24 protein-coding genes are annotated in these 23412 nt (G+C 71.7%); 9 read left to right on the forward strand and 15 right to left on the reverse strand.

What is annotated here, in order from left to right; all coding sequences use genetic code 11:
* Positions 1-79: 79 nt before the first annotated feature.
* Positions 80-736, forward strand: a complete 657-nt coding sequence (locus tag JI751_RS02660) for a bacterial proteasome activator family protein (RefSeq protein ID WP_269090343.1) — start codon at positions 80-82, stop codon at positions 734-736.
* A gap of 10 nt (positions 737-746) precedes the next feature.
* Here JI751_RS02660 and JI751_RS02665 read toward each other — a convergent pair whose 3' ends face one another.
* The 5 genes from JI751_RS02665 to serS all read right to left on the reverse strand — a co-directional run bounded on the left by JI751_RS02665 (position 747) and on the right by serS (position 4646).
* Positions 747-1322 (reverse strand): hypothetical protein, encoded by a 576-nt coding sequence (locus JI751_RS02665; protein WP_201933080.1) that lies wholly within the window; start codon positions 1320-1322, stop codon positions 747-749.
* An 80-nt stretch (positions 1323-1402) separates the two neighbouring features.
* Positions 1403-2212, reverse strand: a complete 810-nt coding sequence (locus JI751_RS02670; protein ID WP_201933082.1) for a Cof-type HAD-IIB family hydrolase — start codon at positions 2210-2212, stop codon at positions 1403-1405.
* Positions 2209-2529 (reverse strand): DUF1905 domain-containing protein, encoded by a 321-nt coding sequence (locus JI751_RS02675; protein ID WP_201933084.1) that lies wholly within the window; start codon positions 2527-2529, stop codon positions 2209-2211. The genes JI751_RS02670 and JI751_RS02675 overlap by 4 nt, the downstream gene beginning before the upstream one ends.
* 13 nt (positions 2530-2542) lie before the next feature.
* The gene (locus tag JI751_RS02680; RefSeq protein ID WP_201933086.1) at positions 2543-3388 is read right to left on the reverse strand and encodes an HAD family hydrolase; all 846 of its coding nucleotides are present in this window, start codon (positions 3386-3388) and stop codon (positions 2543-2545) included.
* Positions 3381-4646: a serine--tRNA ligase gene (gene serS, locus JI751_RS02685; protein ID WP_201933088.1), complete on the reverse strand. Its 1266-nt coding sequence runs from the start codon at positions 4644-4646 to the stop codon at positions 3381-3383. Before serS ends, JI751_RS02680 begins: the two co-directional genes overlap by 8 nt.
* 59 nt (positions 4647-4705) lie before the next feature.
* Here serS and JI751_RS02690 point away from each other — a divergent pair, with 59 nt between their 5' ends.
* Complete coding sequence (locus JI751_RS02690; protein WP_307813733.1) at positions 4706-6280, forward strand: bifunctional phosphatase PAP2/diacylglycerol kinase family protein; 1575 nt, start codon at positions 4706-4708, stop codon at positions 6278-6280.
* A gap of 95 nt (positions 6281-6375) precedes the next feature.
* On the opposite strand, the gene JI751_RS02695 is transcribed toward JI751_RS02690, so the two are convergent.
* From JI751_RS02695 to JI751_RS02730, 8 genes are all read right to left on the reverse strand, one after another.
* A complete protein-coding gene (locus tag JI751_RS02695) occupies positions 6376-7053 on the reverse strand; it encodes a response regulator (protein ID WP_201933090.1) in 678 nt (225 codons plus the stop codon).
* Positions 7050-9611: an ATP-binding protein gene (locus JI751_RS02700; RefSeq protein WP_201933093.1), complete on the reverse strand. Its 2562-nt coding sequence runs from the start codon at positions 9609-9611 to the stop codon at positions 7050-7052. The genes JI751_RS02695 and JI751_RS02700 overlap by 4 nt, the downstream gene beginning before the upstream one ends.
* A gap of 4 nt (positions 9612-9615) precedes the next feature.
* Positions 9616-10200, reverse strand: coding sequence for a potassium-transporting ATPase subunit KdpC (gene kdpC, locus JI751_RS02705; protein WP_201933096.1), 585 nt, complete (start codon positions 10198-10200; stop codon positions 9616-9618).
* A gap of 11 nt (positions 10201-10211) precedes the next feature.
* On the reverse strand, positions 10212-12305 hold the full coding sequence (gene kdpB, locus JI751_RS02710; protein ID WP_372440543.1) for a potassium-transporting ATPase subunit KdpB: 2094 nt from the start codon (positions 12303-12305) through the stop codon (positions 10212-10214).
* Positions 12302-13960: a potassium-transporting ATPase subunit KdpA gene (gene kdpA, locus JI751_RS02715; RefSeq protein WP_201933098.1), complete on the reverse strand. Its 1659-nt coding sequence runs from the start codon at positions 13958-13960 to the stop codon at positions 12302-12304. The genes kdpB and kdpA overlap by 4 nt, the downstream gene beginning before the upstream one ends.
* Positions 13960-14049 carry a potassium-transporting ATPase subunit F gene (locus tag JI751_RS02720; protein ID WP_201933100.1) on the reverse strand — a complete coding sequence of 30 codons (90 nt, stop codon included), beginning with the start codon at positions 14047-14049 and terminating at the stop codon, positions 13960-13962. Before JI751_RS02720 ends, kdpA begins: the two co-directional genes overlap by 1 nt.
* Before the next feature lie 185 nt (positions 14050-14234).
* Positions 14235-14642, reverse strand: a complete 408-nt coding sequence (locus JI751_RS02725) for a hypothetical protein (protein WP_201933102.1) — start codon at positions 14640-14642, stop codon at positions 14235-14237.
* Positions 14643-14728: 86 nt separating this feature from the next.
* The gene (locus JI751_RS02730) at positions 14729-15121 is read right to left on the reverse strand and encodes a DUF4446 family protein (protein WP_201933103.1); all 393 of its coding nucleotides are present in this window, start codon (positions 15119-15121) and stop codon (positions 14729-14731) included.
* A 68-nt stretch (positions 15122-15189) separates the two neighbouring features.
* Between JI751_RS02730 and JI751_RS02735 the strand changes: the two genes are divergently transcribed.
* From JI751_RS02735 to JI751_RS02765, 7 genes are all read left to right on the forward strand, one after another.
* Complete coding sequence (locus tag JI751_RS02735; RefSeq protein WP_307813734.1) at positions 15190-16026, forward strand: prephenate dehydratase; 837 nt, start codon at positions 15190-15192, stop codon at positions 16024-16026.
* A 14-nt stretch (positions 16027-16040) separates the two neighbouring features.
* A complete protein-coding gene (locus tag JI751_RS21690) occupies positions 16041-16640 on the forward strand; it encodes a TMEM165/GDT1 family protein (RefSeq protein ID WP_307813736.1) in 600 nt (199 codons plus the stop codon).
* On the forward strand, positions 16622-17773 hold the full coding sequence (locus JI751_RS02745; protein ID WP_201933106.1) for a GNAT family N-acetyltransferase: 1152 nt from the start codon (positions 16622-16624) through the stop codon (positions 17771-17773). The genes JI751_RS21690 and JI751_RS02745 overlap by 19 nt, the downstream gene beginning before the upstream one ends.
* A 389-nt stretch (positions 17774-18162) precedes the next feature.
* On the forward strand, positions 18163-19407 hold the full coding sequence (locus JI751_RS02750; RefSeq protein ID WP_201933107.1) for an arginine deiminase: 1245 nt from the start codon (positions 18163-18165) through the stop codon (positions 19405-19407).
* A gap of 55 nt (positions 19408-19462) precedes the next feature.
* A complete protein-coding gene (locus JI751_RS02755; protein WP_201933109.1) occupies positions 19463-19837 on the forward strand; it encodes a cyclic nucleotide-binding domain-containing protein in 375 nt (124 codons plus the stop codon).
* A gap of 5 nt (positions 19838-19842) precedes the next feature.
* Positions 19843-20853, forward strand: a complete 1011-nt coding sequence (locus JI751_RS02760; RefSeq protein ID WP_236665524.1) for an adenylate/guanylate cyclase domain-containing protein — start codon at positions 19843-19845, stop codon at positions 20851-20853.
* 163 nt (positions 20854-21016) lie between these two features.
* Positions 21017-21592, forward strand: a complete 576-nt coding sequence (locus JI751_RS02765) for a hypothetical protein (protein ID WP_201933111.1) — start codon at positions 21017-21019, stop codon at positions 21590-21592.
* Here JI751_RS02765 and JI751_RS02770 read toward each other — a convergent pair.
* Positions 21574-22506 carry a DUF5926 family protein gene (locus tag JI751_RS02770; protein WP_201933115.1) on the reverse strand — a complete coding sequence of 311 codons (933 nt, stop codon included), beginning with the start codon at positions 22504-22506 and terminating at the stop codon, positions 21574-21576. The genes JI751_RS02765 and JI751_RS02770 overlap by 19 nt on opposite strands.
* 10 nt (positions 22507-22516) lie before the next feature.
* Entirely contained in the window at positions 22517-23350 is an 834-nt protein-coding gene (locus tag JI751_RS02775; RefSeq protein ID WP_201933117.1) for a glycerophosphodiester phosphodiesterase family protein, read from the reverse strand.
* Positions 23351-23412 lie beyond the last annotated feature (62 nt).

The following is a 23412-nucleotide window of genomic DNA, read 5'->3' on the forward strand; positions in this document are numbered from 1 at the left end:
CCACCCACATTCGAGGCCTCGGAAATGTGGCTCGACCACCGCTCCAGCAGGCTTCCGCCGCCCGACTAGGGTTGCGCGCATGACCGAGCAGCAGCAGCCCGAGTCCGCCAGCGAGTCCCGAGGCTCCGACAGCGAGGACATGGTCGTCGTGATCGGGCCGGACGGCCAGCCCATCGGCACCATCCCCGCGAGCGCGCTGCCCGACATGACCCAGGACTCCGGCGAGTCCGACGGCGAGGGCAACGGTGAGGGCGAGCGCCACATCACCGAGCTGGTCGAGCAGCCAGCGAAGGTGATGCGGATCGGCAGCATGATCCGCCAGCTCCTCGAGGAGGTGAAGGCGGCTCCTCTCGACGAGGCCAGCCGCCAGCGGCTCAAGGAGATCCACGCCGCGTCGATCAAGGAGCTCGAGTCGGGCCTGGCCCCCGAGCTCGTCGAGGAGCTCGACCGACTCTCCCTGCCGTTCACCGACGACACCACCCCGTCCGAGGGCGAGCTCCGGATCGCGCAGGCCCAGCTCGTCGGCTGGCTCGAGGGCCTCTTCCACGGCATCCAGACCGCCATCTACGCCCAGCAGGTCGCCTCGCGCGCCCAGCTCGAGCAGATCCGCCGCGCCCTCCCGATGGGCCAGGGCGGCCAGCAGGGTCACGGTCAGCCGGTCGGCATGCCCACCATGCCCGGCGGCGAGCAGCCCCAGGACGACCCCAACGGGCCGTCCAGCGGGATGTACCTCTGACCCGAGCCGGCTACCGGCGCGCCAGACGGCGTACGACGACCAGGCCGAGGAGGCCGACCAGGACGGCCGCGGCACCGGGTGCTGCCGCCCGGGCGAAGCCGACCGGCGCGGCATCCTCCATCGGGGTCAGCTGGGCGGTCGGCGGCGGGGGCGGCTCGACCGCCGTGCCCGGGCCGAGCAGGCCCTCGACCTTGTCGACCTTCGTCGGGTTGGCGACGCTCGTGCCACCGCAGGCGTCGGCGGCGTACGGCGTGTCGGCGCCGGTCGCGAAGAACACGTAGCTCGTGCCGACACCGAGCTCACCGAGGCCGCACGCGTCGCGGCCACCGGCCGAGAGCACCTGCGTCTTCCGCTCGGGCGTGCCCTGGTAGGCGCGGGAGGCGGTAATCTCGTAGAGGAAGCCGTTGCCCTGCGCCTCGACCTTGTCGACCGTGCCGACGAAGACCAGGTCCGCCTTGGCCACCTGCTTCTCGAGCCCCGCCTGCTTGCACGTGCAGTCGGCGGCGGACGCCGTCGAGGTCACCGTGAAGACGAGTCCGAGGCACGCGAGCAGCAAGGCTGCGGCAAGACGGACGGCTCGGAACATGGGCCGCACTCTATGGCACGACTGTCGGACCTCGACCTGCTGCGCCCCGCCCCGCAACGGTCGATTTCCGACTGACGTGCCTAGCGAGCCAGCCCGAACAGGTCGGCCAGCACCGCGGCCACCCCGTCCTCGTCGTTGCCCGGCGCGAGGTGGTCGGCGAGGTCGCGCACGGACGCGTGGGCGTTGGCCATCGCGTAGGACGTGCCGGCCCACTCCAGCATCGGCAGGTCGTTGGGCATGTCACCGAAGGCGACGACGTCCTGCGCTCCGACGCCCATCTCGGCAGCGACCCCGGCGAGCGTCGTGGCCTTGGTGACGCCGGCCGCGCTGATCTCGACGAGCGCGAAGGTGGAGGACCACGTGGTGGTGACCAGCCCGCCGACGGCCGCGTCGACCTGCCGCCAGAAGTCCTCGGGGTCGAGCTCGCGGTGCACGGCGAGGACCTTGACCACGTCGTCGACGTAGATCGACTCCCACGGTCCGCGGCGCACCGTCCCGGCATCGTCGGGGTGGTGCGGGAAGCCGCCCTCGCTCGCCCAGCCCGAGGTGTGCTCGATCGCGAACGTCGTCCCCGGTACGGCCGCGCGCACCAGCTCGGCCACCTCGAGACCGACCTCGCGCGGCACCGCGCTGAAGTCGCGGACCCTGCGCTCGGCGACGTCGTACACGATCCCGCCGTTGCTGCAGATCGCCAGGCCGTGCCCGCCGACGGCGTCCCACAGCTCCTCCATCCACCGGACGGGCCGGCCGGTGGTGAACACGACCGGTACGCCGCGGTCGTCGAGCTCGTCGAGCACGGCGCGCGTGCGGTCGCTGACGGTGCCGTCGGACCGCAGCAGGGTGCCGTCGAGGTCGGTCGCGACCAGGCGCCCGCTCACGCGGGCGCTCATGTGGGTTCTCGGAGGGACAGCGTCACGGTGAGATCGTCGCCCTCGACGACGTCGGCGGCGACCCGGACCGCCTTCTTGACCGGGAGCACGAAGCTGCCGGAGCTCGCGTCGGGGAAGACGCTCGTGTCCCACGCCGTCCCGGCTGCCTCGACGTGCACGCGCACGGACCCGAAGCCGCGCGGCTCCCCGGACCGCTCGCGGACCTCCTCGGCCACCTCGGGCGGCACGGTGACGAAGCTCCACGCACCCTGGTCCGCAGACTCCTCGCGCGCCGTCCAGCGCCACAGTGGCGCAGTGAAGGTGAACGAGTCGGGCATGCTCGGACCCGCGTCAGGTCTGCTCGGGAGCGGGGAACCACCGCGACATCTCGACCGCCGCACCATCGTCGTGGACGGAGTCGGTGACGAAGTCCGCGGCCGCCTTGACCTCGTCGACGGCCTGGCCCATCGCCACTCCGCGACCGGCCCAGCGGAGCATCTCGATGTCGTTGCGACCGTCACCGATCGCCAGCACGTCGGCCGCGCCGAGGCCGCCGATGGCGTCGCACACGTGCTGGAGCCCGGAGGCCTTGGAGACACCGACGGGCGAGAGGTCCATCCAGGCGGTCCAGCCGATGACGTAGTCGGTGCCGTGCAGCCCGAGCCTGGCCGACAGCTCGATGAAGTCGTCGGCGGTGGCCTCGGGGTCACGGATGATCACGCGGCTGACCGGCTCGCCGACGATGTCGTCGACGTGGGTGATCAGCTGCTCGCCGTGGAGCTCGCCCTCCGGGAAGACCCGGTTGACGCGATAGCCGCCGATCTCGCGCTCCTCGACCGCGACCAGGGCGTGGGGGTGGTGCTCCAGCACCATCGCGACCGCCGGGGCGGCGTCGAAGGTCTCCTCGTGGACGACCTCCATCGGCGGGTAGCGGAAGACGACCGCGCCGTTGGACGCGACGATCCACAGCCGGTCGGCGTCCTCACGCGGGATGTGCAGCAGGTCGGCGATCCGGGTCATGCCGTGCGGCGAGCGACCGCTCGACAGCACGATGTGCGCGCCCGCGTCGAGGGCACGGTGCACCGCGTCGTGGACCGGCTCGGGGATGGTCTCGTAGTCCTCGGTCTGCCCGTCGACCCACTTGAGCAGGGTGCCGTCGATGTCGAGCGCGACGACCCGGGGAGTCCACTCAACCAAGGGGCTTCATCACTTCGAGGCCGCCCAGGTAGGGGCGCAGCGCCTGCGGCACGGTGACCGAGCCGTCCTCGTTCTGGTGGGTCTCGAGGATCGCCACGATCGCGCGGGTGACCGCGGTGAGGGTGCCGTTGAGGGTCGCGACCGGGGTCGTCGAGCCGTCCACGCGCGTACGGATGTCGAGGCGCCGGGCCTGGAACTCCGTGCAGTTGGAGGTCGAGGTGAGCTCGCCCCAGCCCTGGCGGGTCGGGATCCACGCCTCGCAGTCGAACTTCCGCGCCGCGCTCAGCCCGAGGTCGCCCGCTGCCGTGTCGATGATCCGGTAGCAGAGCTCGAGCTTGTCGAGGAACTCCTTCTCCCACTCCAGCAGCCGCTGGTGCTCGGCGTAGGACTCCTCGACGGTCGTGTAGACGAACATCTCGACCTTGTCGAACCAGTGCACGCGCCAGATGCCGCGGGTGTCCTTGCCGTGCGAGCCGGCCTCCTTGCGGAAGCACGGGCTGAAGGCGGCGTAGCGCAGCGGCAGGGCGCCGGCGTCGAGGATCTCGTCGGAGTGGTAGGCCGCCATGGGCACCTCCGAGGTGCCGACGAGGTAGAGGTCCTCGCCCTCGATCCGGTAGACGTCGTCGGCCGCCTGGCCGAGGAACCCGGTGCCCTCCATCGCGCGGGGGCGTACGAGCGACGGGGCCGCCGTCTGGATGAAGCCGTGCGCGCGGGCCTGGTCCATCGCCATGTTGACGAGCGCCAGCTGGAGCTGGGCGCCGATGCCGGTGAGGAAGTAGAAGCGCGAGCCCGACACCTTGGCGCCGCGCTCGAGGTCGAAGGCACCGAGCAGCTGGCCGAGCTCGACGTGGTCGCGGGGCTCGAAGTCGAACTCGCGGGGCGTGCCGACCTGCTCGATGACCGTGTAGTCGTCCTCGAGCCCGGCGGGGGCGGCGTCGTCGGCGATGTTGGGGATCGCGCGGATCGCCTCGTCCCACGCGGCCTCGGCGGCGACGCGCGCGGCCTCGGCCTCCTTCACGCCGGCGGCGAGCTCCTTGACCTGCGCGAGCAGGGTCTGCTTCTCCTCGCCCTGCGCCTTCGCGACGAGGGCGCCGCTGGCCTTCTGCTCCGCACGCTTCGACTCGAAGTCGGCGATCGCCTGCCGTCGCGCGGAGTCCGCGGCGAGGGCCGTGTCCACCACGTCGTCGGACAGCCGACGCTTGGCCTGGGCGGCGCGTACGCGGTCGGGGTCGTCACGGAGGAGGCGCGGGTCGATCATGTCGCAAGGCTATCCGTCCGGGCGTGGGGGACTCGACGGGGTTTGGGCATACTTCGCGGGTGACCCCCGCTTCCCGCAACCGCACCGTGGCCTGGGCCGTCCTCGCCGGTGCGCTCTTCGCCGTCCTGGCCTTCCTCGTGAGCCAGGACCGCGCGCCCCTCGACTCCTTCGACGTCGAGGGCCGGGCGATGGAGGACTGGGCGGACGACTCCGCGGGCCTGGTCCACGTGCTGCGGGTGATCGAGGTCGCGTTCGGGACGATCGGGATGACGATCCTGACCGTCGTGCTGGCAGGCGCGCTGCTGCTCCGACGCCAGCGCTGGGCGGCCCTCGTGGTGGTCGTCGTCATGAGCGTGACCTCGGTCGCGACCACCGGCCTCAAGCGCTGGCTGGGCCGCGACCGCCCCGACTGGCAGGACACCCTCGACCTGCACAGCAACTTCAGCTTCCCGTCGGGCCACGCCTCGTCGGTGGCGGCGTACTCCTGTCTCCTGATCATGCTGCTCGTCCTCTTCGTGCGACGGGCCAACCTCCGGCGGCTCGGCATCACGCTCGTCGTCGTCTGGTGGCTGGTCGTCTGCTTCGACCGGATGATGCTCGGGCGGCACTTCCCCACCGACGTCATCGGCGGCACGCTGCTCGCGCTCTTCGTCTTCCTGGCCACGATCGCGGTCGTCGACCCGCGCCCCCGCTCGACCGCCGCCAAGGCGGAGCCGCTGCCCGAGGTCTTCACCAACGAGCGTCGCCTCGCGGTGATCCTCAACCCGATCAAGGTCGAGGACGTCGGCCAGTTCCGCGCCGTCGTCAGTGCGATGGCCAAGGAGTCGGGCTGGTCCGAGCCGACCTGGCAGTACACGACCGTCGAGGACCCGGGCACCGGCATGGCCGAGAAGGCGGCCGTCTCGGGCGCCGACCTGGTCATCGTGTGCGGCGGCGACGGCACCGTGCGCGAGGTCTGTGCGGAGCTCGCCGGCACCGGCATCCCGGTCGGGATCATCCCCGCCGGCACCGGCAACCTGCTCGCCCGCAACCTCGACATCCCGCTCTACATCCGCGCCGCCATCGACGTCGCGCTCAACGGCCAGGACCGCGCGATCGACCTCGTGGAGGTCGGCGGGGACGGCATCGAGGACACCCACTTCATGGTGATGGCCGGGATGGGCTTCGACGCCGCGATCATGGAGGGCGTCAACGAGGAGATCAAGAAGAAGATCGGCTGGATCGCGTACGTCGTCTCGGGACTGCGGTCGCTGATGTTCCCCGCCATCAAGGTGGAGATCCAGATCGACGACCAGGAGCCCACGACCCACCGGGCCCGCACCGTCGTCGTCGGCAACGTCGGCTTCCTCCAGGCCGGGATGCCGCTCCTGCCCGACGCCACGATCGACGACGGGATCCTCGACGTCGTGATCATCCACCCGCGCCAGTTCCTGTCGTGGATCACGGTCGCCTCGCGGGTGCTGCGCAAGAGCACGATCGTCGACGAGACCCTCGACCGCCGCACCGGCGCGCGCGTCCGGGTCAAGGCCTCGGCACCCACCCCGCGCCAGCTCGACGGCGACTCGATCGGCGAGGGGCGCGAGCTCTGGATGGAGTGCGTCCACGGCCGGCTGCTGGTCCGGGTTCCCCGCTGACCCGTCCTCCGCTCCCGCTGTAACGCCGGGTTAGTAGCTGTACCCACCCCCTTGCACGATGGTGGGTACAGCTCGTAACCCGGCGTTACAGCAGGTCAGCCGGGCGCGAAGCGGTAGCCCATCCCGGGCTCGGTCACGAAGAGCACCGGGTGGGACGGGTCGGCCTCCAGCTTGCGGCGGATGCTCGCCATGTGGACCCGGAGGTAGTTGGTCTGGGTGTCGTACGCCGGCCCCCACACCGCGGTCAGCAGCTCGGTCTGGCGCACGAGTCGGCCGCGGCGGCGGGCGAGGACCTCGACGAGCTTCCACTCGATCGGCGTCAGGTGGATCTCCGTGTCACCGCGGGTCGCGCGGGAGTCGGTGACGTCGAGCCGCAGCCCGTCGACCTCGACGACGAGGTCCGGCTCCTCGCGGCCGACGCGGCGGGACGTCGCCCGGACCCGGGCGAGCAGCTCCTCGAGGGAGAACGGCTTGGTGATGAAGTCGTCCGCGCCGAGGTCGAGCGCCTCGACCTTGTCGTCGGACTCCGTGCGTGCCGACACGACGATGACCGGCACCCGGGAGAAGGAGCGCAGCTGCTTCAGCACCGCGATGCCGTCGAGGTCGGGCAGGCCGAGGTCGAGGAGCACGACGTCGGGCATCCGCTCGTCGACGACCTGGAGCGCCGACCGGCCGTCGCCCGCGGTCTCCACCTCGTAGTCGCGTGCACGCAGGTTGATCGACAGCGTGCGCCGCATCGCGGGGTCGTCGTCGACGACGAGCACGAAGGTCACGAGGTCTCCCGGTCGGGCTGGTCGGGCTGGTGGGGCTGGTCGGTGTGGTCGGTGTCGTGCGTGGGCGCGCGCAGCTCCAGGACGAAGGTGAGGCCCCCGCCGGGGGTCTCCTCGGTGGCGATGGTCCCACCCATCGCCTCCACGAGGCCGTGCGCCACGGCGAGGCCGAGCCCCACGCCGTCCTGCTGGGGCACGTCACCGAGCCGCTGGAACGGGGCGAACAGCCGTTCCTGGTCGTGGTCCTCGACACCCGGTCCGGTGTCCGCGATCCGCAGCACCACGCGGTCGCCCGCGGCCGCGGCGTCGATGCGGACCTGCGCGCTCACGGGGGTGTACTTCAGCGCGTTCTCGCAGATGTTGGCCAGCACCCGGTCCAGCAGCCCGGCGTCGGCGAGCACCACGACCTCGGGGTCCACCGCCACCTCGATCCGCTCGCCGCCGGCCAGCGGCGCGATGCTGGTCCGTACGGCCGCCGCCAGGTCGACCTCGACCAGCACCGGACTCACCGAGCCGGTGTGGATCCTGCTCATGTCGAGCAGGTTGGCCACCAGGGCGCTGAGCCGGTCGGTGGACTCCTCGATCGTCTCGAGCAGCTCGGCCCGGTCCTCCGGCGAGAAGGTGACGTCGGTCGAGCGGAGGCTCGCGACGGCCACCTTGGCCGCCGCGAGGGGGTTGCGGAGGTCGTGCGAGACGGCGGCGAGCAGGGCCGTACGCGTCCGGTCGGCCTCCTTCAGCCGCGACCGCTCCACCTCGGCCTCCGTGGCCCGGCGCCGCTCCGCCATCACCTTGGCGTAGGCGGCATAGGCGTTGAGCAGCCCGCGTTCGGACGCCGGCAGTGTCGCCCCCGACAGCACGAGCGTGCTCTGACCGTCGATCGCGGCCGACATGTCCGCCCGATCGACCGAGGTCGGCGGCGACCCGCAGCTCGCGACGACCTCGTCCTCGCCCGATCCGCCACGGCGCAGGACGGCGGCGCCGGAGGCCCCGAAGAGCCGGCATGCCGAGGAGAGCAGCCCCTCGACGTCGTCGCTCGAGGTCAGCAGGCTGTGGGCGAGCACGGTCAGGGCGTCGGCCTCGGCACGTGCCTCCCTCGCCTGGGCCGTACGCCGTGCGGCGAGGTCGACGACGGTGGCCACCGCGATGCCGACCGCGACGAAGATCGCGATGGTGACCACGTTCTCCGGCTCGGCGATGGTGAGGGTGTAGAGCGGCGGGGTGAAGAGGTAGTTGAGCAGGAGGGCGCTCGCGAGCGCCGAGACGACGGCCGCCGAGAGACCGCCGATGAGAGCGGTCGTGACGACCACGACCATCAGCGACATCGCCTCGATCGGGAGCCCGTGGAAGTCGGCGGTGAGGTAGAGCAGGCCGCTCAGCACCACCGGCGCCACCACGCCGAAGACCATCCCGGCCAGCCGGCGACGGGGGCCGAGGTTGTCGACCGGCGGCTTCGCCGAGCGGCGGCGGGCGTAGTCGTGGGTGACGATGTGGACGTCGATGTCGCCCGACCCGGTGACCACCCGCTCACCCACCCCCGGTCGGAGCAGGGTGGAGACCCGACCGCGTCGGCTGGCGCCGATGACGACCTGGGTGGCGTTCTCGGCGCGGGCGAAGGACAGGATCGCGTCGGCCGGGTCGTCACCGACGACGGTGTGGAACGAGCCCCCGAGCTCGTCGGCCTTCGCGGCGAGCTGGGTCAGCCGGTCCGGCGAGATCCCGGTCAGCCCGTCCTGGCGCGTGACGTAGAGCGCCTGCCACTCGCCACCCGAGCGACGCGTCGCGATGCGCGCGGCCCGCCGCATGAGGGTGGAGGACTCGGGACCGCCGGTGACCGGGACGACGATGCGCTCGCGGGTCGCCCACGTGGAGTCGATCTCGTGCTGGTCGCGGTAGCGCTCCAGTCCCTCGTCGACGCGATCGGCCAGCCAGAGCAGCGCGAGCTCGCGCAGCGCCGTGAGGTTGCCCTCGCGGAAGTAGCGGGACAGCGCCGCGTCGATCATGTCGGCGGTGTAGATGTTGCCGTGGGCCATCCGGCGGCGCAGCGCCTGAGGGCTCATGTCGACGAGCTCGATCTGGTCGGCGGAGCGGACCACGTGGTCCGGCACCGTCTCGCGCTGCCGTACGCCCGTGATCGACTCGGTCACGTCGTTGAGCGACTCGAGGTGCTGGATGTTGACGGTGGTGATGACCTTGATGCCGGCCTCGAGCAGGGCCTCGACGTCCTGCCAGCGCTTCTCGTGGCCGTGGACGCCGCCGGGGACGTTGGTGTGCGCGAGCTCGTCGACCAGCACCACGTCGGGCGCCCGGTCGAGGATGGCCTCGAGGTCCATCTCCTCGAGCGTCGTGCCGCGGTAGTCGATCGAGCGCCGTGGCACGACTTCCAGGCCGTCGAGGGCCTTCTCCGTCCTCGGGCGACCGTGGGTCTCGACGTAGCCGACGACCACGTCGGTGCCGCGCTCGCGTCGTCGGTGCCCCTCGTCGAGCATGGCGTAGGTCTTGCCGACACCCGGGGCCGCGCCGAGGTAGACGCGCAGCCGCCCGCGGTCACCGGTGTGGGCCATGCGCTCAGTCTCCCCCACGCACGGCAGCAGCGACGGCCACGTTGAGCTCGAGCACGTTGACGCCCGGCTCGCCGAGGAACCCGAGCCCCCGACCGACGGTGTTGTCCTCGACCAGGTCCTCGACCGTGGCGAGGTCGAGACCGTTGGCCTCCGCCACGCGCGGCGCCTGGAGCTCGGCGTACGCCACCGAGATGTGCGGGTCGAGGCCCGAGCCGGACGCGGTGACCGCGTCGGCGGGTACCTGCGACTCCTCGACGCCCTCGCGCGCCGCGACCTCGGCCAAGCGGTCGCCGATGCTGGCGACCAGGTCGGGGTCGAGGGGGCCGAGGTTGCTCGGCGCCGAGGCGAGGGTGTCGTAGTCGTTGGCCGACGGGCGCGAGAGGAACCACTCGTCACCCGCGAACTGCTGGCCGAGGAGCCGGGAGCCGACCACCTCCCCGTCGACACGGACGGGGGACCCGTCGGCCCGGTCGCCGAAGGCCTGGCCGGCCGCCCACACGGCGGCCGGGTAGAGGACGCCGGTGAGGACGGTCATGACGAGGAGGAGACGGAGTCCGGCGAGGGACTGCCGGGTGAGGTCGCTGAACATGTTTCCCACTTCTAGGAGCCGAGACCGGGGATGGTGGAGATGACGAGGTCGATGAGCTTGATCCCGACGAACGGCACGACGATGCCGCCGAGGCCGAAGACCAGGATGTTGCGACGGAGCACCGCGGACGCCGAGGCGGCGCGGAAGCGCACGCCGCGCAGCGCCAGCGGGATGAGCCCGACGATCACCAGGGCGTTGAAGATGACCGCCGAGAGGATCGCCGACTGCGGGGTCGCCAGTCCCATCACGTTGAGCTTGTCGAGCGAGGGGTAGGCCACGACGAACATCGCCGGGATGATCGCGAAGTACTTCGCGACGTCGTTGGCGATGGAGAACGTCGTGAGGGCGCCGCGGGTGATGAGCAGCTGCTTGCCGATCTCGACGATGTCGATGAGCTTCGTCGGGTCGGAGTCGAGGTCGACCATGTTGCCGGCTTCCTTGGCGGCGGCCGTACCACTGTTCATCGCCACGCCGACGTCGGCCGCGGCGAGCGCCGGGGCGTCGTTGGTGCCGTCGCCGGTCATCGCGACGAGCCGGCCGCCCTCCTGCTCCCGGTGGATGTAGGCCATCTTGTCCTCGGGCGTCGCCTCGGCGAGGAAGTCGTCGACACCGGCCTCGGCGGCGATCGCCTGGGCGGTGAGGGCGTTGTCGCCGGTGATCATCACCGTGCGGATGCCCATCGAGCGCAGCTCGGCGAACCGCTCGGCCATGCCCTCCTTGACGACGTCCTTGAGGTGGATCACGCCGAGCACCCGACCGGCACCCGAGGCGTCCTTGCGCCCGATCACCAGCGGAGTGCCTCCCGAGCGGGAGATGTCCGCGACGATGTCGTGCACCTCGACGGGCTGCTCGACACCGAGCCAGGCCGCGATCGCCGAACCGGCGCCCTTGCGGACCTCGGTCCCGTCGGACAGGTCGACCCCGGACATGCGGGTCTGCGCGGTGAACTCGACGAAGACCGCGCCGGTCGGCAGGTCCCGGTCGTCCGCGCCCTGCTGCAGGGCGAGGTCGACCACCGAGCGGCCCTCGGGCGTCTGGTCGGCGATGCTGGACAGCCGGGCGGCGTCACGGAGCTCGTCGGCGCCGATGCCCGGCGCCGCCACGAAGCGGCTGGCCTGGCGGTTGCCGTAGGTGATCGTGCCGGTCTTGTCGAGCAGCAGCGTGCTGACGTCGCCGGCGGCCTCGACCGCTCGGCCCGACATGGCGAGCACGTTGACCCGCACCAGGCGGTCCATGCCGGCGATGCCGATGGCGGAGAGCAGTGCACCGATGGTCGTCGGGATGAGGCAGACCAGCAGGGCGACGAGGACCACGACGTCCTGCGGCGCTCCGGCGTAGTCGGCCATCGGGGCGAGCGTCGCGACGGCGGCCAGGAACACCAGCGTCAGGCTCGCCAGCAGGATCGACAGCGCGATCTCGTTGGGCGTCTTGCGGCGCGACGTGCCCTCGACGAGCGCGATCATCCGGTCGAGGAACGTGTCGCCCGCCGCCGCCGTGATCCGTACGACGATCCGGTCGGACAGGACGCGCGTGCCTCCCGTGACGGCGCTGCGGTCACCGCCGGCCTCCCGGATGACCGGGGCGGACTCGCCGGTGATCGCGGACTCGTCGACCGACGCGATGCCCTCGACGATGTCGCCGTCGCCGGGGATCACGTCGCCGGCCTCGACGACGACGCGGTCCCCCACCTCGAGCTGGGTCGCGGCGACCTCGGACTCGGAGCCGTCGTCGGCGAGCAGGCGCGCGACCGTGTCGGTGCGGGTGGCGCGCAGCGACGCTGCCTGGGCCTTGCCGCGCCCCTCGGCCACCGCCTCGGCGAGGTTGCCGAAGACGACCGTGAGCCACAGCCAGACCGTGATGGAGATCGTGAAGATGCTGGGGTCGGCGATCGCCGCGACGGTGGTCGCGACGGAGCCGAGGAGCACCAGGAACATCACCGGCGAGCGCCACATGTGGCGGGGGTCCAGCTTGCGCAGCGCCTCGGGCAGCTGCCGGCTGCCCTGGGAGACGAGCGCGCCGAGCGTCATGCCGGCGTCCGGACGGCGGGTGTGGTGGGTGTGCGGCTCCCGCGTCTCGGGCGGGGTCGGGGTCAGGGTGGAGATCATACGAGGGCCTCAGCAATCGGTCCGAGGGCGAGCGACGGGAAGTAGGTGAGGCCGGTCATCACGAGGATGACGCCGACCAGCATCCCGACGAACAGGGGCTTGTGGGTGGGGAGCGTGCCCGCGGTGGCGGGCACCGTGCCCTGCTCGGCCAGCGAACCGGCGAGCAGCAGGACGAGCACGATCGGCAGGAACCGGCCGATGAGCATGGCGAGGCCCAGGGCGATCTGGAAGAAGTCCGACGTCACGGTGATGCCGCCGAACGCGCTCCCGTTGTTGTTGGCCGCCGACGTGAAGGCGTACAGCACCTCCGAGAAGCCGTGACCGCCGGAGCTGCCCATCGCATCGGCCGTCGAGTCCAGTGAGATCGCGATCCCGGCGCCCACCAGGACGAGGGCGGGGGTGGTCAGCGTGTAGAGGGCGACGTAGGTCATCTGCCTGGCGCTGATCTTCTTGCCCAGGAGCTCCGGTGTCCGCCCGACCATCAGGCCGGCGACGAAGACCGCGAGGACGGCCATCACGAGGATGCCGTAGATGCCGGCGCCCACGCCTCCCGGGACGATCTCCCCGAGCATCATGTTGAACAGGGCGGCACCGCCACCGACAGGTGTCAGCGAGTCGTGCGAGGCGTTGACGGCCCCGGTGGACGTGGCCGTCGTCGACACCGCGAAGAGCGCCGACGCCCACTCGCCGAAGCGGGTCTCCTTGCCCTCCATCGCCGCGCCGGCGGCCTGCGCGGCGGCGCCCTGCCCGGTCACCTCCGACCAGGTGGCGGCGACCAGCGTGAGGCTGTAGAGGATCCCCATCACGCCGAGGATCGCGACCCCCTGCCGACGGTTGCCGAGCATCGTGCCGAGGGTGCGGGTCAGCGCCACTGGGGTGACCAGGATCAGGAAGACCTGGAGGAGGTTGGTGTACGCACTGGGGTTCTCGAACGGGTGCGCGGAGTTGGCGTTGAAGAAGCCGCCGCCGTTGTTGCCGAGCTCCTTGATGGCCTCCTGGCTCGCCACCGGGCCGCCGGTGAGGACCTGCGAGTGCCCGGCGAGCGTCTGCATCGTCGTGTCGCTGAAGCTCTGGACGACGCCACCGGCGACGAACAGGATCGCGGCGACGAACGAGATCGGGAGCAGGATGCGGATCGTGCCGCGGGTGAGGTCCACCCAGAAGTTCCCGAGCGAACCGCTGCGCGACCGGACGAAGCCGCGGATGAGTGCCACCGCGACCGCGATGCCGACGGCGGCGGAGAGGAAGTTCTGCACCGCGAGGCCGGCCATCTGGGCGGTGAAGCCCAGTGTCGACTCACCCGAGTAGGACTGCCAGTTCGTGTTGGTCACGAAGGACACCGCGGTGTTGAAGGACATCCAGAACGGGACGCCCGGCAGGTCGCGGTCCATCGGCAGTGCCGCCTGGCCGAGCTGGATCCCCATCAGGACCACGATGCTCACGAGGCTGAAGCCGACGACGCTCGACGCGTAGGACCGTGCGCCCTGCTCGGCGTCGGGGTCGACGCCGCTGAGGCGGTAGACGAGGCGCTCGACGCGCAGGTGCGTGGTGCTCGTGTAGACCCGCGCCATGTAGTCGCCGTAGGGGACGTACGCGGCAGCGAGGAGCGCCACCAGGAGGGCGATCGTGAGGAGACCGCCGAGGGTGTCGGACACTAGAAACGCTCCGGGAAGATCAGTGCTGCGAGGACGTAGAGCGCGACGAGGACCACCGCGACCACGAGCAGGCTGGACAAGAGGCTCATGGCTCGAGCGTCCTCCCCGGAACGGCCGGTCCACGGGGTCTTGACGCCGTCTTAGCGGCGGTTGACGAGCACTTGTCGACCGTGTGTCGCGCGGCACGCACGGGCGTCCGGGCAGTACGTCCGACCCCCAACCCACGACCTCCGGCGCTGGCCGCGTGCCCGGTCGCCGGCCTGTCAGGGGGCGGTCAGGGGCAGGTGTTGGTCACGTAGTTCGCGAAGGACTTCTCCTCCTCGCCCTCCCACGCGCCGTCGTCCCAGTTGAAGCTGCCTTCGTCGACGTCTCCGGACTCCAGACCGTCGATGCGGCCGACGAGCTTCTCGAAGCCGGCGCGCGCCTCCGCAGACATGTTGTCCGGCGTCCCGGTGCGAGCCAGCTCGTCGCCCCACTCGTGGACGAGGTCGACGAGCTCGTCGTCGGAGGGGAGGCCGCTCTCGAAGAAGCGGTCCATGCCCTCCGCAACCATCCAGCCCTTGGCCTCGCAGAACTCGTCGATCGACGCGTCCCGCGGAGCACCTGCCCCCGGCCCGCCGCCGCACGCGGCAAGGAGGACCGCGCAGGCGGCCACGACGTGGGCGAACCCGACCCGACCCATCACCACCCCCGTGGTCTCACCGTGGTCTCGACTGAGCACAGCGTCCCACGCGCGCCGACGGGGCGTCCGGCGTTCGGGTCCTCCCGTCAGGGACGGGCGTGCTCGATCGCCTCTTCCTCCTCCGGCGAGAGCTGCTGCTCGCAGGACCAGGAGACGACCGTCTTGGCATAGGTGCGGGCCTCGCTGCGGCCGTGGATCGAGGTGAGGACGGTGCCGTGGCCGGCGTCGTCGAGCAGCGCCAGGCTCCAGCTGAGGTGCCCGCCGACGTCGCCGAAGGCGTCGTAGCGCACGACGGAGAGGTGTCGCAGCGCGTCGCGGTTCTCCGCCTTGAGGGCCGCGACCTCCTGCCGCAGGCCGTGCACGTCCTCGGGCAGCGCCTCGACACCGTCGCCGCTGGGGCGCGAGGTCGTACGGCGGAGCGCGAGGCCGGCGAGCACGCAGGCCAGGGCGGCGAGGACGACGGCGACCACATCGAGCATTGGCTGAGCCTATGTTCGGGTGGCGGTCACGGCCGGTCGGACACGGCGGCGCGTGGAAGACTCGCCGGGTGAGCCGCCGCATCGCCTACCAGGGAGAGCCCGGAGCCAACTCCCACCTGGTCTGCCAACAGGCCTACCCCGACTGGGAGCCGGTGCCGTGCGCGTCGTTCGAGGACGCCTTCGCGGCCGTCGAGTCCGGCGACGCCGACCTCGCGATGATCCCGATCGACAACTCGATCGCCGGGCGGGTGGCCGACATCCACCACTTCCTGCCGACCTCCGACCTGCACATCGTGGGCGAGCGGTTCCTGCGGATCCAGTTTTCGCTGATGGCACTGCCGGAGGCGAGCATCGACTCGCTGCGCACGGTCCACAGCCACGTCCACGCCCTCGGCCAGTGCCGCGGGGTGATCCGCGAGCTCGGCCTCACCCCCGTCGTGGCCGGCGACACCGCCGGCGCGGCGCGCGAGGTGTCGGAGTCCGGCGACCCGACGCAGGCCGCGATCGCGCCGCCGCTGGCGGCCGGGATCTACGGCCTCCAGGTGCTGCGCGAGGAGATCGAGGACGAGGACCACAACACGACCCGCTTCGTGGTGCTCTCGCGCGACTTCGAGCAGGCACCGCGGGGCAACGGCCCGGTCGTGACCACCTTCATCTTCAACGTCCGCAACCTGCCGGCCGCGCTCTACAAGGCGCTCGGCGGGTTCGCGACCAACGGCGTCAACATGACCAAGCTCGAGAGCTACATGGTCGGCGGCCACTTCACCGCCACCCAGTTCCTCGCCGAGGTCGACGGCCACCCCGACGACCCGGGCGTACGCAACGCGCTGGAGGAGCTGGCCTTCTTCACCACCGAGGTGAAGGTGCTCGGCGTCTACCCCGCGGACGCGTTCCGGGGCGAGTAGGACACACTCGAGAAGTGATCGATCTCCTCGTCGTGGCCCTCGCCTTCGGCGCCATCTTCGTCGTCGAGCTGCCCGACAAGACGTTCATCGCGACGCTCGTCATGTCGACGAAGATGCGCCCGCTGTTCGTCTGGATCGGCGTCGCGCTCGCCTTCCTCGTGCAGACCGGCGTCGCGGTCGGCGTCGGCAAGGCCGCGTCGTTCCTGCCCGAGCAGCTGATCCACACCGTGGCGGCGCTGATGTTCGTGATCGGCGCGATCATCCTGTTCCGCGAGGCCCGCTCGGCCGACGAGGACGAGAAGGAATCGGAGGAGGAGTACGCCGCCCGGTCCACTGCGCAGGGCTTCCGCGTCATCGTGACGTCGTTCCTCGTGCTCTTCGCCGCCGAGTGGGGCGACCTGTCGCAGCTGCTGACGATCTCCCTCGTCGCGAAGTACGACGACCCGGTGTCGGTGTTCCTCGGCGCGTGGGGTGCGCTCCTCGCGGTCTCCGGCCTCGCGGTGATCGTCGGCCGGCTGCTGCTGCAGCGGGTGCGGCTCTCGGCCCTCCACTATGTGGGTGCGACGGTCTGCGTGCTCATGGCAGCCTTGACGGTGTGGGAGATGACTCGCTGAACGACCCGGTCGCAGCTGCCGTCCGCGACCGCTTCGTCGCCGTCAACGGCGACCACCCGATGACCCCCGAGGACGACGCCTACGTCCGCGAGCACTTCGTGCCGGCCACGCCCACGGCGATGGGCCTCATGCTCGAGGACCGCCTGCCGCTGCCGTCGTACGTCCTCTCCGACGGCACGCCCATGGTCCCCGCCGCGCACGGCGAGCTGGCCGAGGTCGCGGGCGGGCACGACCGGCTGCACGACTGGTTCGTCGCCTTCTGGGAGGACGACCCGGCGACCGGAGAGGAGGAGTGGGCGGCGTACCTCTCCGGGCAGTACGTCTGCCTGCGCGACGTCACGCCCGGCCGGATGCGGCAGAAGTCCGAGCGCATCGCCGAGGCCACCGAGGCCGTCGCCCTGCTGCGGCGCGACCCGCACGACGAGATCGGGCGCGGATTGCTCGGCCAGGCCGTCGACGGGGTGCTGGCGGTGCCCGGCCTCGACGCGCTGCTGCTGCCGATGACGGCGTACGACCGGCTCAGGTTCGGCGGTCCGACGAGCCGGGAGACGTGGGTGGACAGACCACGCGGGGAGTTCCTGACGCCCGTCCGGCCCGAGCTGCCGCTGCGCACCGAGCGGCTGGTGCTGCGCGAGTGGCGGGCCGACGACGCGGCCGCCTTCACCCGCGCGTGGGCCGACGAGGACTACGCCAGCCTGCTGCTGACCCGGACGATGAACGCGGCCGAGGTCGGCGAGATGGTGCGCCGCCGGATGGACCCGGGTGACGGCATGTTCGTCGGGCTGGTCGTCGAGCACGACGGCGAGGTCGTCGGCGACTCGATCCTCATCCTCGGCGGCACCGGCCTGAGCGAGGGCGAGATCGGCTGGACGATCATCCCCGGGCAGGGTGGCAGGGGCTACGCCACCGAGGCGGCACGGGCGATGCTCGAGCTGGGCTTCGAGCACTACGGCCTGCGCCGGATCGTCGCCAACCTCGACGCGCGCAACGACCGCTCCGCCGCCCTCTGCGAGCGCCTCGGCATGCGCCGCGAGGTCCACAAGCGCGGCGACTTCTGGTCCAAGGGACGGTGGACCGACTCCTACGAGTACGGCCTCCTCCGCGACGAGTGGCGGGCGGCTCGCTCGACCTGACCGCTCGACCCGTGTCGGACGACCTGGTGGCCGCACACGTGTCCGCGACGTGGCCCCCGCCAGCGGGTTCCGGGGGCAACATCTCGGACACGTGTACGCCGGCGAAGCCGGGCTGTGGATGACGGACGACGCCCCGGCGTCGTGATCAGCCCTGGCATCTACAGGGACCCCCTCCGGACGTTGGGCCGCGTGCACCGCGCCCTGCTGGCGCGCGGGATGCCGGGCGTCCCCCTGCGCCTGCACGACGACTGGCGGCCACACTTCCCGGGCTTCGCCGACGCTGCGTGACGGCGTACGACGACACGTGTTCGCGACGTGGCCCCCGATCACTTCGCCGGAGGGCCACTTCTCGGACACGTGTCGAGATCGGGCACCGCTAGAGTCGCGCCATGGTCTCCACCCCTGCGCCCCACGGCGCCGACAGCGAGGTCGGCCGCCTGGCCACCGTGATGCTGCACCGGCCCGGCAACGAGCTCAAGAGGCTCACCCCCCGCAACAACGACCGGCTCCTCTTCGACGGCATCCCCTGGGTCAGCCGCGCGCAGGACGAGCACGACGCCTTCGCCGCGACCCTGCGCGAGCGCGGCGTCGAGGTCCTCTACCTGACCGAGCTGCTGACCGAGACGCTCGAGAGCGAGCTCGCCCGCAACCATGCGATCACCAGCGCGCTGTCGGGCCTCCACCTCGGCGACACGATGCGCCGCTACCTCGCCCAGGCGCTCCGCGACCAGACGCCCGCCGAGCTGACCGACACCCTGACCGCCGGCATCCGCAACGACGAGGTCAAGGGCGGCCACGGCCTGGTCACCAGCCTGCTCGACCCCCACGACTTCCTCATCGACCCGCTGCCCAACCTGCTCTTCACCCGCGACTCCAGCGTGTGGGTGCAGGACCGGGTGGCCGTGACCAGCCTGGCGATGCCCGCGCGCAAGCGCGAGACCCAGCTGACCGAGCTGATCTACACCGAGCACCCCCGCTTCGCCGGCACGCGCAAGATCCACGGCTGGCACAACGAGCACGTCGAGGGCGGCGACGTCCTCCTCCTCGCGCCCGGCGTGATCGCGGTCGGCGTCGGGGAGCGTACGACGCCCGCCGGCGTCGAGCGGCTCGCCCGCCAGGTCTTCCACGCGGGGCTCGCCCACACGGTCCTCGCCGTCCCGATCGCGCAGGAGCGCGCGACGATGCACCTCGACACGGTGTGCACGATGGTCGACGTCGACAAGGTCGTCATGTACCCCAACGTGGCCGACACCCTGCGCGCGGTCACCGTGACGCTGCGCGACAAGGGCTCCGACGAGTCCGACCTCTCCCTCGACGTCAGCGACTCCGAGCCGTTCCTCGTCGCCGCCGCCAAGGCGATGCAGATCGACACGCTGCACCAGATCGACACCGGTCTCGACCCGGTGACGGCCGAGCGCGAGCAGTGGGACGACGGCAACAACACCCTCGCCCTCGCACCCCGCGTCGCGGTCGCCTACGAGCGCAACGACGAGACCAACGACCGGCTCGAGGACGCCGGCATCGAGGTCGTCCGGATCGCCGGCTCCGAGCTGGGCTCGGGCCGCGGTGGCCCGCGCTGCATGAGCTGCCCGATCTCGCGCGAACCCCTGGGCACGGACGCCGACGTCGACTGAAGGTGGAGTGGGACACATGCTCGTCACCCGCGACTGCGTGGATCGTTGAGCAGGCATGACTGAATCCATCCTGGACGGCCTCTCGGCCGCCGACGCCAAGCGCGTCCTGGCCGCGGGCAACGAGCTGACGCTGCCTCAGGGCTGGTCGCCCATCGCCGAGCGCACCCCGGCCGACAAGGCCTACCTCATCTGCGAGGGCGAGGTCTCGGTCCGCAAGGGCGGCGTCGAGATCGCCACCCTCGGTCCGGGCGCGGTCGTCGGCGAGGCGGCGATCGTCAACCGCACCCTCCGCTCGGCCACGGTCGTCGCGCTGACGCCGCTCAAGGTCGTGCACTTCACCAGCGAGCGCATCGAGGCGCTCGCCGACGAGGTGCCGGCCTTCGGGGCCGCCCTCCGCGCGGCGGCTGCCGGGCGGGTCGCGGGGAGCTGACGCGGTTGGCCGACGAGCCCGACGACGCCGGCGAGATCGCGCGCGCCATGGAGGCCTACCTCCTCGGCGAGGAGCCCACCCTGACCCGGGTCCAGGTCGCCGAGCGCGCCGGCGTGCCGCTCGAGCTCGCCGTGCAGCTGTGGCACCAGCTCGGCTTCCCGCACCGAGGTGACGACGACGTGGCCTTCGCCGAGAGCGACGTCGAGGCGCTGCGCCTCACCTCCGACCTCGTCCGGCTCGGCATCCTGCCGCCCGAGTCGCAGGCCGCGCTGGTCCGCACCTGGGGCCGCAGCTATGCCCGCCTCGCCGAGTGGCAGACCACGCTGCTCGCGGGCGTCGCCGTCGAGGGCGGCGACCCGTCCAGTGCGCTGACGGAGCTCGCGAGCGACGTCCTGCCGCGGGTCGAGGCGCTGCAGACCTACGTCTGGCGCCGGCACCTCGCGAGCGCGGCACAGCACCTGCTCGAGGACACCAGCACGCTGTCGAGCGCCGAGACCCGGCTGTCGGTCTGCTTCGTCGACATCGTCGGCTACACCACCCGGAGCCGCAGCCTCGACGGCGCCGAGCTCGTCGAGTGGGTCGACCGCTTCGAGCAGGACACCACGACCCTCGTCGTCGACCACGGCGGCCAGGTCATCAAGACCATCGGCGACGAGGTGCTCTTCACGGTCGCCGACCCGGCCGCCGCCGTGGAGATCGCCCTGGCGCTGACGGCCCGCGGCGACGACGCGGAGGACCCGTTCCCGGCGGTGCGGGCCGGCATCGCCCACGGCGCCGTCGTACGCCGTCTGGGTGACGTGTTCGGCTCGACCGTCAACGCCGCCTCCCGCCTGACGTCTGCCGCGCGCCCGGGCACCGTGCTGGTGGACGCGGGGGTCCACGACGCACTCACCCCCGACGAGGCGGACGCTCCCGGCGAGGACGGGCCAGGCTACCGCTGGCGCCGGCTGCGCCGGGTCTCGGCCAAGGGATTCAGCCACCTCGAGGCGTGGCGGGTGCGGCCCGCGAAGTCGTAGACGATCGCCGGGCATCCGATCGCGACGACGGGGTACCGACAGTCAGGTTCACCCGTCATTCATGAGTGACGCGCGGACCAGGCCCGAGTGCTCAAGACGCGGGCACTCGGGCCGCCCAGCGCTCCCCGGCCCCCACGCGCCCCGCTCGCCCAGGCTCCTCGCCATGTCGGACGGGCAGCTCGACCTCACGCGGGAGTGGCACTGGGGCATCGCGGTCGTGGGCGACCCGGCCGGGCACGTCCCCGACGTCGAGCCGGACCGGCTCGTGACCGTGGGTGGCGACACCGTGGTCCCGTGCGTGCGCCACGCGTACGACGTCGGGCTCGACGACGACCCGGCGACCTGCACGCTCCACGTCCGGGTGCTCGACGACCTCGACCCTCCCGACAGGCCTGTCGTGTGCGACGTGGTCCTGGACACGCCGTCGGGCGAGGTCACGATCGGCGACGCCGATGGCGAGGTGCCCGTCCACGGTCTGACCGGCCGCACGCGCCTGGTCGTCTCCGCTGCCGACGTGTCGGCCGGAGGCTGGACGAGGTCTGGCTCGACCTGGTCGTCCTCTGACGGACCCCGGGACAGTGAAAACCCGGTCGTTGTCGACGGGGGAAACGACAACGACCGGGCAGACACGAATCTACTCCGCTCGCGAGCAGCGGCACAACCGTTGGCCCGGTTGTGTTCGCCAACTTCCTCGCCTGTGGCGCGGATGTTGGACGGGTATCACCGGATCGTCACCTGACGGTTGGCGAGTCCGGCACGGGCGGAGCGCTCCTCGGCCGTCAGGTCGCCCTTGGCGAGCGCCTTCTCGAGGTCGGCGGCGAAGCGGGCGGCCGGCTCCTCGAGGACCTCGGCGCCGGTGCCGAGCGGCAGGTCCCAGACCGGGGCGAGCAGTCCGTGGGCGCGGAACATGCCGACGAAGCGCGAGCCCTCCGCGATCGAGTCTTGGCCGGCAGCGTGCAGGCGGGCGAGCGCGTCGAGGAGCTGGTCCTCGGGGTGCGGCATGACCCAGCGCAGGTGCTCCTTGGTGCCCACGTTGGTCCAGTACGCCGCCTCGACCGAGGTGAGCCGCGTCGTCGGCATCACGCCGTCGTTGGCCTGCTCGAGGGCGGCCTCCGTGGTCGCGTCGCGCTCCGGGATGTCGTCGATCCAGTACTGGAAGCCGTCGTGGACCGTGATGTCGAGGCTGGTGTCGGTGATGAGGTCCTGGATGCTCGGGCCCTCGCCCGGGTCGGCCGGGAGGCCGACGATGCCCGGCTCATCGGTGGCGAGGGCGCGCTCGAGCACGGCACCGAGGTCGCGGGCGGGGTTGCCGTAGGAGTGCTGGACCTGGAGGCCGAGCCACACCTCGCCGGACTCGCGCACCATCGCCGGGGCCGCGCCGGGGAGCAGGGTCGCGAGGCGGATCGTGCGGCCGCCGTCCTTCAGCGTCAGCGGAGTGGTCGCGGCGGGCACCAGCTCGCGCAGCGCGATCACGTCGCACTCGCCGGGCATCCCCTCGAAGGGACGCGCGACGAAGGTCGGGGCTGCACCGCCGGCCGCACCGTGGCAGGCCTTGTAGCGCTTGCCGGAGCCGCAGGGGCAGGGCTGACGGGGTCCGACCTCACCCTCGGCTGCGGGGGCGGACGTGGTGGGCTTGCGGGACTTCTTGGCCATGCCCGAGAACCTATCCGCCGAGCAGCTCCAGCATGTACTTCGGCCGGTCGCTGATGACGGCGGAGACGCCCAGGTCGAGGCAGATCTCGAGGTCCTCGGCGGTGTTGACGGTCCACACGTGGATCTCGCGGCCCGCCTTCGCCAGGTGCCGGCCCAGGCCCGGGTGGTCGCGCAGCTCCTCGACACCCGGCCCGATGATCCAGTCGTCGGCCACCATCGGGCGCAGCACCGGCCAGTGGTGCGCCTTGTCGACGAGCATCACGACCTGGAGGTCGGGGGCGAGTCGTCGTACGCGGTTCATGGCGTTGAGCGAGAAGCTCATCACCCGGGCGGGCGAGTCCGCACCGGTCCAGCCGAAGTCGCCGAGCGTCTCGACCAGCCGTCGCTCGACGAGCCCGCCGTAGCGCGTCGGGTGCTTGGTCTCGATCGCCAGCTCGACGTGGCGGTCGTAGTCGGCGACGGTCTCCAGCAGCTTGCGCAGCGTCAGCACCTTGCCGTCCTGCGGGTTGCGCGACGGCGCCTCGTCGTCGAGCTCGGACCACGGGTCCTTCCACGACGCGAAGTCGAGCTCGTCGAGCTCGGCCAGGTTCATCGTCGACACGATGCCGGAGTTGGCCGCGGTGCGCTTGAGGTTGCGGTCGTGCACGCAGACCAGGTGGCCGTCGGCGGTCAGCCGCACGTCGCACTCGAGCGCGTCGGCACCCTCGTCGAGCGCCTTCACGTAGGCGGCAAGGGTGTGCTCGGGGGTGTCGTGGCTGCTGCCGCGGTGGGCAACGACCTGCGGTCGCGTGCGCGACTCGGCCTGCTGCTGACGGGCGCGACGGATGCGCGGCGTACGACGCATGCGCTGAGCATGGCACGCCGGCTGCCCATCGGCCCGTCCGGCTTCCCGGGCGCGCCGCGCCG

Origin of the sequence: Nocardioides baculatus, from assembly GCF_016735675.1 — a bacterium.
Taxonomy (GTDB): domain Bacteria; phylum Actinomycetota; class Actinomycetes; order Propionibacteriales; family Nocardioidaceae; genus Nocardioides; species Nocardioides baculatus.

Coding starts and splice junctions, on each gene's coding strand:
- JI751_RS02720 (WP_201933100.1), bottom strand. CDS start 14,049: ATGAGCCTCTTGTCCAGCCTGCTCGTGGTCGCGGTGGTCCTCGTCGCG.
- JI751_RS02665 (WP_201933080.1), bottom strand. CDS start 1,322: ATGTTCCGAGCCGTCCGTCTTGCCGCAGCCTTGCTGCTCGCGTGCCTC.
- JI751_RS02730 (WP_201933103.1), bottom strand. CDS start 15,121: ATGCTCGATGTGGTCGCCGTCGTCCTCGCCGCCCTGGCCTGCGTGCTC.
- JI751_RS02660 (WP_269090343.1), top strand. CDS start 80: ATGACCGAGCAGCAGCAGCCCGAGTCCGCCAGCGAGTCCCGAGGCTCC.
- JI751_RS02700 (WP_201933093.1), bottom strand. CDS start 9,611: ATGGCCCACACCGGTGACCGCGGGCGGCTGCGCGTCTACCTCGGCGCG.
- JI751_RS02770 (WP_201933115.1), bottom strand. CDS start 22,506: ATGGCCAAGAAGTCCCGCAAGCCCACCACGTCCGCCCCCGCAGCCGAG.
- kdpB (WP_372440543.1), bottom strand. CDS start 12,305: ATGATCTCCACCCTGACCCCGACCCCGCCCGAGACGCGGGAGCCGCAC.
- JI751_RS02675 (WP_201933084.1), bottom strand. CDS start 2,529: ATGCCCGACTCGTTCACCTTCACTGCGCCACTGTGGCGCTGGACGGCG.
- JI751_RS02755 (WP_201933109.1), top strand. CDS start 19,463: ATGACTGAATCCATCCTGGACGGCCTCTCGGCCGCCGACGCCAAGCGC.
- JI751_RS02670 (WP_201933082.1), bottom strand. CDS start 2,212: ATGAGCGCCCGCGTGAGCGGGCGCCTGGTCGCGACCGACCTCGACGGC.
- JI751_RS02775 (WP_201933117.1), bottom strand. CDS start 23,350: ATGCGTCGTACGCCGCGCATCCGTCGCGCCCGTCAGCAGCAGGCCGAG.
- JI751_RS02750 (WP_201933107.1), top strand. CDS start 18,163: ATGGTCTCCACCCCTGCGCCCCACGGCGCCGACAGCGAGGTCGGCCGC.
- kdpC (WP_201933096.1), bottom strand. CDS start 10,200: ATGTTCAGCGACCTCACCCGGCAGTCCCTCGCCGGACTCCGTCTCCTC.
- JI751_RS02725 (WP_201933102.1), bottom strand. CDS start 14,642: ATGGGTCGGGTCGGGTTCGCCCACGTCGTGGCCGCCTGCGCGGTCCTC.
- serS (WP_201933088.1), bottom strand. CDS start 4,646: ATGATCGACCCGCGCCTCCTCCGTGACGACCCCGACCGCGTACGCGCC.
- JI751_RS02765 (WP_201933111.1), top strand. CDS start 21,017: ATGTCGGACGGGCAGCTCGACCTCACGCGGGAGTGGCACTGGGGCATC.